This is a genomic window from Microbispora sitophila, assembly GCF_014892245.1.
GTDB classification, from domain to species: domain Bacteria; phylum Actinomycetota; class Actinomycetes; order Streptosporangiales; family Streptosporangiaceae; genus Microbispora; species Microbispora siamensis.
The window spans coordinates 373,958-387,255 of record NZ_JADBGC010000003.1; the positions used below are offsets into that span (position 1 = coordinate 373,958).

Annotated in this window: 11 protein-coding genes; 4 read left to right on the forward strand and 7 right to left on the reverse strand. The window is 67.2% G+C overall.

Features of this window, described 5'->3' with window-relative positions:
* Positions 1–58: 58 nt before the first annotated feature.
* Positions 59–3,148: a DUF3427 domain-containing protein gene (locus IL992_RS07610; RefSeq protein WP_193202583.1), complete on the forward strand. Its 3,090-nt coding sequence runs from the start codon at positions 59–61 to the stop codon at positions 3,146–3,148.
* 24 nt (positions 3,149–3,172) lie between these two features.
* Here IL992_RS07610 and IL992_RS07615 read toward each other — a convergent pair whose 3' ends face one another.
* Positions 3,173–3,370, reverse strand: coding sequence for a hypothetical protein (locus IL992_RS07615; protein ID WP_193202584.1), 198 nt, complete (start codon positions 3,368–3,370; stop codon positions 3,173–3,175).
* Between the two features lie 254 nt (positions 3,371–3,624).
* On the opposite strand from IL992_RS07615, the gene IL992_RS07620 reads away from it, so the two are divergent.
* Complete coding sequence (locus tag IL992_RS07620; protein WP_319018407.1) at positions 3,625–4,314, forward strand: hypothetical protein; 690 nt, start codon at positions 3,625–3,627, stop codon at positions 4,312–4,314.
* Positions 4,311–4,988, forward strand: a complete 678-nt coding sequence (locus tag IL992_RS07625; protein WP_193202585.1) for a DUF4166 domain-containing protein — start codon at positions 4,311–4,313, stop codon at positions 4,986–4,988. The genes IL992_RS07620 and IL992_RS07625 overlap by 4 nt, the downstream gene beginning before the upstream one ends.
* A 2-nt stretch (positions 4,989–4,990) precedes the next feature.
* Here the strand turns inward: IL992_RS07625 and IL992_RS07630 are convergent, their stop codons facing one another.
* The gene (locus IL992_RS07630; RefSeq protein ID WP_193202586.1) at positions 4,991–7,090 is read right to left on the reverse strand and encodes a glycoside hydrolase family 6 protein; all 2,100 of its coding nucleotides are present in this window, start codon (positions 7,088–7,090) and stop codon (positions 4,991–4,993) included.
* Positions 7,091–7,214: 124 nt separating this feature from the next.
* Here IL992_RS07630 and IL992_RS07635 point away from each other — a divergent pair, with 124 nt between their 5' ends.
* A complete protein-coding gene (locus tag IL992_RS07635; RefSeq protein ID WP_193202587.1) occupies positions 7,215–7,850 on the forward strand; it encodes a TetR/AcrR family transcriptional regulator in 636 nt (211 codons plus the stop codon).
* Position 7,851: 1 nt separating this feature from the next.
* Here IL992_RS07635 and IL992_RS07640 read toward each other — a convergent pair whose 3' ends face one another.
* The 5 genes from IL992_RS07640 to IL992_RS07660 all read right to left on the reverse strand — a co-directional run bounded on the left by IL992_RS07640 (position 7,852) and on the right by IL992_RS07660 (position 13,248).
* Entirely contained in the window at positions 7,852–10,104 is a 2,253-nt protein-coding gene (locus IL992_RS07640; protein ID WP_193202588.1) for a glycoside hydrolase family 6 protein, read from the reverse strand.
* A gap of 89 nt (positions 10,105–10,193) precedes the next feature.
* Positions 10,194–10,454, reverse strand: a complete 261-nt coding sequence (locus IL992_RS07645; RefSeq protein ID WP_193202589.1) for a hypothetical protein — start codon at positions 10,452–10,454, stop codon at positions 10,194–10,196.
* Positions 10,455–10,618: 164 nt separating this feature from the next.
* On the reverse strand, positions 10,619–11,185 hold the full coding sequence (locus IL992_RS07650) for a hypothetical protein (protein ID WP_193202590.1): 567 nt from the start codon (positions 11,183–11,185) through the stop codon (positions 10,619–10,621).
* Positions 11,186–11,393: 208 nt separating this feature from the next.
* Positions 11,394–12,314, reverse strand: coding sequence for a hypothetical protein (locus tag IL992_RS07655; protein ID WP_193202591.1), 921 nt, complete (start codon positions 12,312–12,314; stop codon positions 11,394–11,396).
* An 85-nt stretch (positions 12,315–12,399) separates the two neighbouring features.
* On the reverse strand, positions 12,400–13,248 hold the full coding sequence (locus tag IL992_RS07660) for an SDR family oxidoreductase (protein WP_193202592.1): 849 nt from the start codon (positions 13,246–13,248) through the stop codon (positions 12,400–12,402).
* Positions 13,249–13,298: the final 50 nt, after the last annotated feature.

The window sequence follows — 13,298 nt, forward strand, 5'->3', positions numbered from 1 at the left end:
AGAGCAACGAAATGATCAATTTTGTGCAGTGGTTGGGAGTGATGCGTAAGGTTTCGGCATGAACGAGGCGGCTGGGATCTACGAGCACCTGATTACACAGGGCCTTCAGGCTCGTGTCGCGATGGTTTCGCCTGATTTGGTGCAGCGGTCGAGCCTCGACGAAGCAGACGCTGACGAGGTACTGGTTCGACATCTCGCTGTGCTGGTCAGGCGGGCACTGCGCGCTTCTCGGGACTCAGATGACCCCATCAGCAGCCGGGTAAGGGTGGCTAACAGGATTGCTGCGGCGATTGCCGACATCGTTCCCGACTCAGCCGTTCCCGATGATTTCGTTCATGACGCACACGAACTGCTACTTGCAATCGCTGAGCAGAGGCAGCCGGATGGCAGCGTAGTTTTTCCGGACCGGCCAGAGATACCTCTCTCGTCTAGCGCGCTACTGGTTAACGGTCGAGGCCAGCCCCAAATCGGGCGAGAGATTGTGCGGGAGTTGGCGTCCGCTACGCGTGTAGACCTACTCTGTGCCTTCATTAAGTGGCACGGCCTTCGACTTGTTGAGGAAGCGCTACGTGGCTTCATTGCTCGGGGCGGCAAGCTCAGAGTAATCACTACCACCTATCTAGGTGCGAGCGAAATCAAGGCTATTGATCGCCTCATCGAGTTGGGGGCTGAGGTCAAGGTTTCCTATGAAACGCAAAGAACCCGCCTACATGCAAAGGCGTGGCTGTTTCACCGGGGTACTGGTCTGGACACCGCGTACGTGGGATCGTCCAACCTCTCTCGCGCGGCCCTCCTGGATGGCCTGGAATGGAATGTGCGGCTGTCGCATGCTGAACAGCCACACATTCTCGATACTTTCTCGGCGACGTTCGAAGAGTATTGGGACGATCCGACTTTTGAGCGCTACGACCCGGAGCGTGATCGAGAGCGTTTGCGGTGGGCTCTCAGCAATGAACGCGGTGGCTCTGTGGCTACGGATACTTTGGAGATTGCGTCGATAGACGTATATCCCTTCGGCTATCAAGGTGAGATCCTAGAGGCGTTGGCGGCTGCTCGTGAAGTGCATGGCCATCATCGCAACCTAGTGGTCATGGCGACAGGGACTGGGAAGACGGTAGTCGCGGCCCTGGACTACAAGCGTTTGAGAAATCAGGGCCATGAATCCCTGCTCTTCGTTGCGCATACCAAAGAAATTTTGCGCCAGAGTCGATCGACGTTCCGTCAGGTGCTGCGAGACGGCTCATTCGGTGAGCTGCTCGTAGACGGCGAACGCCCGCAGCACTGGCGACATGTTTTCGCCTCGATTCAATCTCTTGCGCGGCTCGATTTGGCTCGCGATCTTCCTGTGAATCATTTCGATATGGTGATCGTCGACGAGTTCCATCACGCGGAAGCCCCTAGCTATGCCGCCCTGCTCAACCACCTTGCGCCAAGGACGCTCCTAGGCTTGACGGCGACCCCCGAGCGCACCGATGGTGCCGATATCTTGCACTGGTTTGACGGCCATCAGCCCACTGTCGAATTGCGGCTATGGGAAGCAATTGAACGGCAATTCTTGGTGCCGTTCCACTACTTTGGTGTGCATGACGACACCGACCTCTCATCCATCGCCTGGAGTCGTACCGGATACGACAGCACGCAGTTAACCAAGCTGTACACTGGACATGATGCTCGTGTGGCTCTGGTGGTCAAAACTCTCCAGGACAAGCTGACCGATGTTGGGCGGATGAGAGCGGTTGGCTTTTGTGTCAGTATCGCGCATGCCGAATTTATGGCTAGGCGTTTCAGGGATCGAGGCATTCCCGCTGCTGCGGTTACCTCGGCGACACCTCGTAACGAGCGTGAACAGGCTCTACGGGATTTGGCCGCTCGTAAGGTCAACGTGGTGTTCACTGTCGACCTCTTCAACGAGGGGGTCGATGTACCCGCTATCGATACCGTACTCTTCTTGCGGCCTACGGAGAGCGCAACTGTCTTCTTGCAGCAGTTGGGCCGCGGACTGCGACTTGCCGAAGATAAGTCATGCCTCACGGTACTTGACTTCGTAGGTCGGCAGCACGCTAGGTTTCGCTTTGATAAGCGCTACAGGGCGCTAACGGGCGTATCTCGGCGAAAGCTGGAAGGCGAGATCAATGATGGCTTCCCGCACCTTCCTCCGGGCTGTCATATCGATTTAGATCGTGAAGTCAGTAGCCTCGTTCTTGCTAATGTACGCCAGGCTCTTCGCCTTCGTTGGGAAGAGCTGGCAGCGGAGTTAAGGTCGCATGCTGAGGCAACCCTATGGCAATTCCTGCAGGAAACTGGCCTCGAACTGGAGGAGCTATACGCGGGAAGTCGTAGTGGCTGGGCGGGACTTCGGCGGGCGGCTGGCCTGGATCTGCGGGCGGTTCCAGAAGGTGATGTTAAGCTAGCCGGGGCGATCAAGCGGATGTTGCACATCGATGACCCGGAGCGACTAGGGTTTCTGCGTGAGATTCTCAGCAAGGAGGATCCTCCCGATTGGGATGGCGCTAGCGAGCGTGAGCGACGCCTCCTCGCAATGATGCATGCGACGTTGGACAGTAAACGCTCGCTGAGAGAATTGCCGGAGAACCTTGGCCGCCTCTGGCAGAACGTCCCTCGCCGCGAGGAACTGCTGGCTATCGTAGACGTCTTATTCCAGCGTATCTATCGGGTCACGCCAGTGATCGAGGAGTCGCCACTGCGTCTACATGCTACCTATACGCGGGACGAAATCCTGTCCGCGTACGGACGAGAGAAACCTCATTCGCATGTCGCTGGCGTTTACTGGGCTGCGGAGCACCAGGCGGACCTCTTCTTCGTCACTATCAATAAGAGTGATAAGGGCTTCAAGCCCTCGACCATGTACAACGACCGAGCAATAACGCCTTCGCTATTCCAATGGGAATCTCAAAGCACTACCCGCGAGATGTCAGAGACCGGGCAGCGCTACGTCTCCCACACGCAGCGCGGATCGACCGTCCACTTGTTTATCCGCGAAAGTAAAGAGAGTGCTCCGCCATATCTTTATGCCGGACCAATGACGTATCTGGAGCATGAGGGCGAGCGGCCCATGCGCATCCGTTGGCGGCTGGACTATCCGCTCCCGGCGGACGTCTTCCACTATGCCAAGGTCACGGCGGGGTAGTGGGTTCGCCGAACTGCCGGCAAATTAGCCCTTGCGGAGCGTGTTAAGGGCGGACCGACAGACGGCGTGCCAGACGTCTCCGCCCTTGTGCCGGGTCAGGACGCTGGCGACGACCGACTCCTGGCATGTACGACCGTGCCAGGAGCACCGGCCCTGGGCGGCGAGCTCGCCCTTGTGCAGCCTCGCGTCGAAAGGCCGCTCCTCCACCAGTTCGGTCGACATCGTGCCTCCGCTGCCTCGGACTTTCATGTGACTGTGATTCGGTCGTTAATCTTCACGTCCTTCGGTTCACATGATGCTCCGCGCTGGCCCAAAGCACACCCGCCCAGGTCAGACGTAACCAATGCGGGCACGGGCATCCCACCCAACGCAGAGCCGCACGGGGTCCAGTCGCCGGCGCCATCTACCAGCGGGCTTGAGCGACCGCTTAAATCGGCTTACTCTCCATTTTGAGCGAACGCTCAAGGCGGCGGAGGGTGCGCGTGGGTCGGTTTGTGTACGTTGAGTGCTTGATTCGGGCCGACATGGACGCCCTGTGGAAGTTGACGCAGCGACCTGAGCTGCATCAACGTTGGGATCTTCGGTTCACGGAGATCGACTACCTGCCGCGTGCCGACGATGGGCCGCAGCGGTTCCGGTACGCCTTCCGGGTCCTGCCGGGGCTTGTCATCACCGGCATCGGTGTCACGACCGGGGACCGTCACGACACCGACGGCAGGACGTCGGCGTTGCGGTTCGCCTCAGACCATCCGCTCTCGCTGATCCGCTCGGGCTCCGGCTACTGGCGATACGTACCGACCGACGACGGCATCCGCTTCATCACCCGGTACGGCTATCGCCCCGGCTGGGGCAAAGCCGTGGACCTCGTGTTCCGGCCGCTCATCGGCTGGGCGACGGCCTGGTCCTTCGACCGGCTTCGTCTCTGGCTGGAGACGGGCCAAACGCCGGAGCGTTCCCTGTGGCAGGCCCTCGCCGAACTGTGCGCACGCGTGCTCGCCGCCGGCATCGCTATACAGGCGACCCCGCCCGCAGCCGCCGTCCTGGTCGTGGCGCTGGCCGTGCTCCTGCCGCCGCTCCCGTCAACCCCTGCGGCTCGCCGGTGCCGGCGCCGTCCGCCCGATCGGCAGGCGGCAAAAGCTCCCCTGACCCACTTGGAGACGCCATGACCTCGATCTTCGAACGTGCCCTCGGCGCTGACTTCGCCCGTCTGCACCCGCAACTGCGGCGCCGCTTCGGCGTGAGCGTCACCGGCGGGCGGGCTTGCGTCGGCACGGGGGTGATGGAGCACATCTGGCACGCGGGCTTCACCCGGCCGTTCCTCGCCCTCGGCGGAACGCGCAACATCCTGGTCCCCGAGCAGGGCCGGCAGGTGCCGTTCACGATTGAGAACTATCCGTACGTCGACTCGTACGGGCGGGAGACGGTCAGCTTCGTCCGCACCTTCGATCTGGCAGGCCGCCGCAGGCGGTTCGACGCCCAGATGGTGTACGACTCCAAGAGGGACGGCATCGTCGACTACCTGGGCTCGCACCAGCATCTGGCCGTGGACCTGGACTTCCAGGTGGACGAACGCGGGGGCCTCGTCATCCGCTCCGACGGGTTTCGACTGCACGAGGGCTGGCTCTCGTGCCGCCTCCCCGCGCTAATGACCGGCACGGCCGTCGTCAGGGAGTCGTACGACGACGAGGCGGGGGAGTTCCGCGTCGGGGTGACGGTCTCCCACCCCAGGCTGGGGCCCATGTTCGGCTATTGGGGCGCATTCAAAGCCCGGTACGTCGACGTCACCGAGCACGGTGTGCCCGCCGTCCTAAAGCCGCGGCGCGAAGAGGCACGCCTGTGAGATCAACGCAACGGCGGGACGGCGTTGCGGGCGCGTTCGAGAGCCAGAGAGGGCCACCAGGTGCCGCCGACGGGGTCCACCTGGTGATACACCGGATCCTCCGGCCCGGGGCCGCCCCGGAGGCACCGGCCGTTGGACTCTCCGGGGTGGCGGATCCACAGGAAGGCGTCGGCCAGTTCGTTGCCGGTGTCGGTGGTCGGGCGAAGACCGACCCCTCGGCCCGGAGGGTTGCACCACAACTGGGGGTCGGCGTACTTGCCCTCGGGAGCCTCCCACACGCCCTTGCCGTTGCGGCTGGTGTCGATGACGAAGTGGGTCAGCGGCGCGTCGTCCGGCACGGCGTCGATCTCGGCGTCCGCACAGGTGCCGCCACCCTTGGTGCTCAGCAGGTAGACGCAGCGGGAGAGCCTGTCCCCGTACCGCAGGAGGCTGTCGGTGTGCTGGAAGTCCGAGCTGTTCAAATAGAAGCCGTCGGCCCGCCCCACCCCGGCGTTCACAAGCCGATCGGCCATCGCGACGAAGTCGGGCCAGCCCTCGATGCCGCCGTCGAGGTAGACGGCCGTGTGCGGAAGCGCCCCCAGCCGGTCCACCGCGTAGCCGAGCTCGCGATAGCGCTCGGCCGTCTCCGCCTTCCCGCCCGACGGGCAGTCCTCGGTGCCCGGCAACTCGGTCAGGCTGTTGGGTTCCAGCACCACCACCGCGCGGCCGGCGCCGATGCCGGACGCGATCCGGTCGATCCAGTCCTTGTACGTCCGCTCGTTCGGCGCCCCCCGATCGGAGCAGTCCAGCAGCGGGACGTAATCCGTGAGGAACACCGGCACGGCATCGTGGGTCGCGGCGAGCCGCATCGTGGACGTGACCGTGTCCTTGACCTCGGCGACCGGCATGTTCAGGTTCACGGCATGCGGCACCGCGGCCAGGGCGCGCATCAGCGCGGCGTCGGTCTTCCGGCCCTGCGCGTCCCACAGGTCTGCCTGGCGCTGCGGGTCGAGCTCCTGCTTGTACGCGAACCGTACGCCGGGCTCGCGCAGCGGATTGCCACCGGTGCCGGCGGCGGAAGCGGACGGGAGAGTGGTGGGGACGGAGGCTGCCGAGGTGGCCGCCGACGTGGCGGACGAGCCGGACGAGGGCGATCCCGACGAGGTGCCGAGCCAGGTGGCGGTCGCCGCCGCGACCAGGGCGAGCGCGCCCGCTCCGACCCCGATCATCAGGCTGCGGCGGCGTCTTCCGTCACCTCCGGGCAGAGTGGCGACGGACGGTGCCGTGGAACCGGTGAGCGTGTCGAGGATGTCCTGTACGGTCGGGCGTTCGGCGGGGTTCTTGGCCAGGGCGTGGGCGACCAGCGTGCCCAGCGGCCCGTCGAGGCCGGTCAGGTCGGGTTCGCCGTTGATGACCCGGTTGAGCACGACGGGGAGCGATCCGTGGCCGAAGGGGGCGTGGCCCGTGCCCGCGTAGGTGATCGTGCTCGCCCAGGCGAAGACGTCCGAGGCGGGCGTGAGGGGGCCGCCCTCGAACTGTTCCGGGGACATGAACGAGGGTGTCCCGACGACGGCGCTGCTCATGTGTCCGGCCGCGTCGGTCAGGTGGGCAATGCCGAAGTCGATGACCTTGGGGCCGATGGGGGAGAGCAGGACGTTGCCCGGTTTGAGGTCGCGGTGGATGATGCCGGCCGCGTGGATGGCGCGTAGGGCGGTCGCGACGCTGACGGCGAGCCCGTCCAGGCTGGAGCCGCGCAGCGGCCCGTCCCGCATGACGGCCTCCCTGAGGGTCGGCCCGGGGACATACTCGGTGACCAGATAGACAATCTCGCCGTCCACTTCGGCGTCCAGCACGGCCGCGGTGCAGAAGCGGGCGACCCGTTTGGCCGCTTCGACCTCGCGCCGGAACCGGCGGCGGAAGTCGGGGTCGGTGGCGATCGTGTGGTGGAGCAGTTTGACCGCGACCTGTGTGCCGTCCGGTGCTTCGCCCAGGTAGACGGTGCCCATCCCGCCCTCGCCCAGCCTGCGCAGCAGCCGGTACGGCCCCACCTGGGCCGGATCACCTGCCCGCAGGCCGGACTCATGCTGCCCGGGTAAGCCCCCCGCCTCGCTGCCGCCGTTCACACCGCCCCCGCTGGGATGTCCGGAAGGTCAGTCAGTACGGATCTTATTGACCGCCGCCGCGCGGGGCCATTGTCGAACACGTGCCACTACGGTGAAGCCGCGAAGAGGAACGAAGGGGGAGACGATGGGCGACACCCGTACGCGGCTGCTCGAAGGCGCTCTGGAGACGTTGCGGACCCAGGGCATCGCGGGGGCCTCGGCGCGGGCGATCGCCACCGCAGCCGGGGTGAACCAGGCGCTCGTCTTCTACCACTTCGGGACGGTCGACGACCTTCTCTCTGCGGCCCTTCGGTACGGGTCCGAGCAGCGGGTGGCCGTCTACCGGGCCCGGTTCGCGGCCGTGGACTCCCTGCGGGATCTGCTCGACCTCGGCCGTTCGCTGCATGCCGACGAGCGCGAGGCGGGAAACCTCGCCGTGCTCGCCCAGATGCTCGCGGGCAGCCAGATGGACGACAAACTCGCCCCCGCCACCGCTGCCGGCCTCGGCATGTGGGTCACCGAGATCGAGGAGGTCCTCAACCGTGTGCTGGCCGGCAGCCCGCTCGCGGAGTTCGTGGACGTCGCCGGGCTCGCCCGCGCCACCGCGGCCGCCTTCGTCGGCATCGAACTGTACGACGGCGTCGACCGCGACGGCGCGGAGCGCGCGTTCGACAGCCTGGAGCAGCTCGCCGGTCTGGTCGGCGTCCTGGAGGACATGGGCCCGCTTGTCCGGCGTACCGTCCGCACCCGCCTCCGTAAGGCCAACTCGGGCGAGAAGTGAGTCAGCGCAGCGGGGGGACGGCGTTGCGGGCGCGGTCGAGGGCGAGCACCGACCACCAGGTGCCGCCTTGCGGGTCAACCTGGTGGTAGACGGGGTCCTCGGGACCCTTGCCGCCCCGGGTGCACTGGCCGTTGGACTGCTCGGGAGATCGGAGCCACAGGAAGGCGTCGGCCAGCTCGCTGCCTGTGTCAGTGGTCGGGCGGCGGCCGACACCGCGGCCCGGAGGGTTGCACCAGATCTGCGGGTCGGCGTACTTGCCCTCCGGTGGCTCCCAACCGCCCTTGCCGTTGCGGCTGGTGTCGATGACGAAGTGGGTCAGGGGCGCCCCGGCCGGCACCGCGTCGATCTCGGCGCCGGTGCAGGTGCTCCCGCCGTTGTTCATCTTGAGGTAGAGGCAACGGGAGAGGCTTTCCCCATACCTGAGAAGCTCGTCGGTCTCCTGGAAGTCCGCCGTGTTCAGGTAGAAGCCGTCGGCTCGCTTCACCCCGGCCTTCACGAGCCGGTCGGCGATCTCGACGAGGCTGGGCCAGCCCTTGATGCCGCCGTCGAGGTACACGGCCGTATGCGGGAGCTTCCCCAGGCGGTTCACCGCGTACGAGAGCTCGCGGTAGCGCTCGGCCGCGCCCGCCTTGCTTCCCTGTGAGCAACTGTTCGAGCCGGGGAGCCTGGTCAGGCTGTTCGGTTCCAGCACGACCACCGTCCGCGCCTTGCCGATTCCCTTCGCCACACGGTCGATCCAGTCACGGTAGGACTGCTCGTCCGGCTCTCCCCATTGGGAGCAGTCCTTCATCGGCACGTGGTCGGTCACGAACACGGGAACGGCGTGACGGGCGGAGGCCGCCCGTACGGTGGACGCGACCGTGCGGCCGGCCTCGGCGGCCGGCATGTTCAGGTTCACGGGATGCGGCACCGCGGCGAGGGCACGCATCAGCGCGGCGTCGGTCTCCTTACCCTGCGCGCTCCACACGCCCGCCTGGCGCTGCGCGTCGGGATCCGGCCGGTACGCGAACCGTACGCCGGGCTCGCGGAGCGGGTTGCCGCCACTGCCCGTCGGAGCCTTCGACGCGGCCGGGGCGGTGGGCGTAGGCCTCCCGGGAACCACCACGGCCGAGTGCGTGGAGGTGATGGAGGAGGTCGCGGACGCCCCGGCATGCCTGTCGCTGTCGGAGGGCCATGCCGTGACTACCGTCGCGATCACCGCCAGCCCGGCGACTCCGGCCGCGGCCCCGGTGAGCAGCCTGCGGCGGCGTCTGTCGCCCCCGGGCAGTGTCGTGATCCACGACTCCGGCGCCGCTGATGGCTGCGACACCATCTCTGCCCCGGACGCCTGCGGGGACATCGCGGGGGAGCCGGTGAGGGCGTCCAGGATGTCCTGTACGGTCGGGCGTTCGGCGGGGTTCTTGGCCAGGGCGTGGGCGACCAGCGTGCCCAGCGGCCCGTCGAGGCCGGTCAGGTCGGGTTCGCCGTTGATGACCCGGTTGATGACGACCGGCAGCGGCCCGTTGCCGAAGGGGGCGTGGCCGGTGCCGGCGTAGGTGATCGTGCTTGCCCAGGCGAAGACGTCGGAGGCGGGTGTGAGGGGGCCGCCCTCGAACTGTTCGGGGGACATGAAGGAGGGTGTGCCGACGACGGCGCTGCTGTGTGTGGCGGTGTCGGTCAGGTGGGCGACGCCGAAGTCGATGACCTTGGGGCCGATGGGGGAGAGCAGGACGTTGCCGGGTTTGAGGTCGCGGTGGATGATGCCGGCGGCGTGGATGGCGCGCAGGGCGGTCGCGACGCTGACGGCGAGGCCGTCGAGGCTGGAACCGCGCAGCGGCCCGTCCCGCATGACGGCCTCCCTGAGGGTCGGGCCGGGGACGTATTCGGTGACCAGGTAGACGGTCTCGCCGTCCACTTCGCCGTCCATCTGGGCGTCCAGGACGGCGGCGGTGCAGAAGCGGGCGACTCGTTTGGCGGCCTCGACCTCGCGACGGAACCGGCGGCGGAAGTCGGGGTCGGCGGCGATCGTGTGATGGAGCAGCTTGACCGCCACGCGGGTGCCGTCCGGTGCTTCGCCCAGATAGACGGTCCCCATCCCGCCCTCGCCCAGCCTGCGCAGCAGCCGGTACGGCCCCACCTGGTGCGGGTCGCCCGTACGCAGGTCGGCAGGGTGCCACGGCGGGCCGGACGGCCGTCCGGGGCCGGACTCGTGCCCGTCACTGGAACCGCGTAAGCCCCCCGCCCCGCTGCCGCCGTTCGCCCCAGAATGCGACATCGCTCGCCCCCGCTGGAATGCTCTCGACAGATCGGTAAGGATCTTATTGACCACCGCCGGGCGCGGCCATCGCCCAGCACGGGGGCCGCTCAGCGGTCGCGGCGGCCGTTCTGCCGGTCGGCGTCGTCCTTCCCGCCGTGGTCGAGGCCGGTGAACTGTCGCACGTACGCCTGGTAGGCGTCGGCCCGGACTCTGGCCGACGGCGATTTCGTGGCGGAGCCCCAGGCCCCGAGCCACAGCGCCGCGCGGACGACCGCTCCCAACCGGGCGGTGGGCGGGAGCCGCCGGCTCTCGTAGTCGGCCCACTGCCGGTCGCGCAGAGCGGAGGCGGAGTCCAGCGCGGTCACCATCCGCTGGTTCTGCCGGTCGAGTGCCGCCTGCCATCTGGCCTTGGTGAGGTCGCCGGATGTCCCGACATGGAAATCGGCCCGGAAAACGAGGGTCGCCTGAAGGGATTACGCCTGATAATGCCGCGGATCGTCGGCAGATCGCGCCCCGCGATCGCCGAGAGGCTCTACTGCACGCAGAGAGCGGACACGGTCACGTCGTAGATGTACCAGCTGCCGGTAGGAGTCACGTACACGTAGTTCACGGCGGTCGTCTGGTAGCCGGTGCAGTCGGCTCCGGCTCCGAGGATGGCGGCGCGGGCCGCCGCCGCGCCGTTCTGCTGAGCCGCCGCGGGCGTGCTGCCCTCACCGCGAGCCGTCGCGGTGCGCGACACGGTGTAGGAAGGCGGTGGCGGCGCGGGAGCGCACAGGCCGGTCGCGGTTCCGCTGTACTGGTAGCCGCCTCCGCTCGGTACGACGTACACGAGGGTGGCCGACGAGGTCACGTTCGTGCAGACCTCCCCCAGTTGGGCGGCCAGATTGGCGAGGGCGGTGCGGGCGTTCGTCTGGGCCGCCGCCGAAGCCGTGGCCTGCGTCTGGCCCCATGCCGAGCCGGTCGCCGTCCGCCAGGTGTCGGCGTGGGCCGCCGCCGGGCTGAGACCGATCCCCGCCGCGACGAGCGCCACCAGCGTCACCAACCGGCCGGCGAACGAAATACGCCGGGATTTTACGTACGGTTCATCGTGCTGAGCCATTCGCGCCTCCTATGAGGGCCTGATGAATAGCGACAGTGCAGGATGTGCTCTGATCCCCGCTTATGGGCGTGATCTCGGGGCGCGAAGTCATCGTAGATTTGCCGTTTCCCGGCGGCCATCCTCGACGGCGTGAGCAGCATTGGACGTGCTGGTGGGCGATCTCGGCCGATGAAAGTTTCCAGGGCCCTCGCCCCGAGCCCGGAGTGGCTCACACGGTGTGGTCCAGCTGTCGCCAGCGACCGGGGTCGTTGAGCCGTTGCAGCCGTAGCGCCTCGTCGTGGTAACCACGACGGGCGTCGTCCTCGGTGCGAAAGGCCAGGGGCCTGCCGCGAGGCTCCGATGACGTCACGTACCAGTCGCCGTACTCGCAGCCGCTCGGCAGCCGGCCCAGGATGATCTGGAAGGACTTGCGTGGATCGGCGGCGGCGAACTCCCACCGGGCCACCGGTTCGAGACCGGAGCAGGTGGACAGCCACCCCGGGGGCAACTCCCCGCTCCCTGCTTTCGCCCGCTCGGCCGCCAAGCGCGCCAGTTCCTGGGGAGCGACCAGCAGGTACGCCGCCAGGACGCGAGACGCCTTCGACAGCCCATATTCGGCGGACAGGTCACGGTCGATCTCGTCCCAGTGGGTGCCGACCACCCGCCCCAGCTCCAGCGCGTCCAGCCTGCCGGACATCAGTTCCTCGCGGACCGGAAGGATGCCCCCAAGCCATCCCGTGCCCGACTCGTGCAGGTTGAACAGCTCGGCGTCCTCGCCGTACAGGCTGAACCGCAGGAGCAGGTCGTCGTCGCGCGTCTCCATGCACAGGCCTTCAAGCGCGTTGCCATGCAGATGCGGGGCGACGGCCTGCGCCGGCAGCGCCTCGCTGGGGATCCGGAAAGCGACCGTACGGGGACCGTAGTTGTCGAAGAACAGCCAGGCGTCGAACGTCTGCTCGACGAATTTCTCCATCTCCCGCGTGTAGTCGTCCCAATCCACGGATGTGGAGAAATGGTCCGCCGTCACCATCGGCTGCCCGGGCAGCATTCGCAGCACCGACTGCGTGTTCTCGTCGAGAACACGGTCGAGCACCACGGCCTCGATGTATCTGTAGTGACGACGTTCGTCCCGGTACTTGCGCCTGCCCATGCCTGCACTCCCTGGGAACACACTCCGTCCGACGTACTGTAACGATCACGGGAATCGAACGGGCGGAATCAGGCGCAAAAGGGCATCAGTTCGTGAGCGTGGCCGCCAGCAGTTCGCGGATCGCGATCGGCTTACGACCGAGCAGCTCCCCGAGGGCGGGGCCGACCTCGGCGAACTCTCCCTTACGGCTGGCCTCGAACATGCCCAGCAGGAACCGGGCCTGCTGCTCCGGCACGCCGCGCGCCACCATGCCCGCGACCCACTCGTCGTCCGGGACGGTGACGCGGGTGATCTCGCGTCCCGTCAGGTCGGAGGCGATCGCGGCGACGTCCGCGAGATCGAGCGCCTCGGGACCGGTCAGCGGCGGGGTGATCCCGTCGAGCCGGCCCTTCTCGGCCAGTGCGACGGCGGTCACCTCGGCGAGGTCGGCGTGGGCGGTCCAGGAGACCGGGCCGTCCTCCGGTGCGACGAGCGTGCCGGACTCGAGCGCCTGACCGGCGAACTGGAGCGCGGTAGTGGCGTAGAAGCCGTTGCGCAGCGCGGTGAACGCGACCCCGGACGCGCGCAGGTCCTGCTCCGTCTCGGCGTGCGAAGGCATCGGCAGGAAGGGCGAGGCCGGGTTCGCGCCCATGTGGCTGGTGTAGAGGACCCGCTCGGCGCCCGCGGCCGTCGCGGCCTCGATCGCCGTACGGTGCGGGCGGGCGTCCGCCGGGCCGGAGACGATCAACACCTGTGACGCGTCCTCGAGCGCGTACGCCAGGCTCGCGGGGTCGTCGAAGTCGCCCTGCCGGACGCGTACGCCGAGGTCCGCGAGGTCCTGGGCCTTGAGGGGGTCGCGGACGCTGACGCCGATCTGGCGGGCGGGGAGGCGTGCGAGCAGGTGCTCGACGACGCCGCGGCCGAGCTGACCGGTCGCTCCGGTGATGATGATCACGATCCACTCCTTGCTATCGCTGATATCGCCCGAACGCTAACATTGGAAAA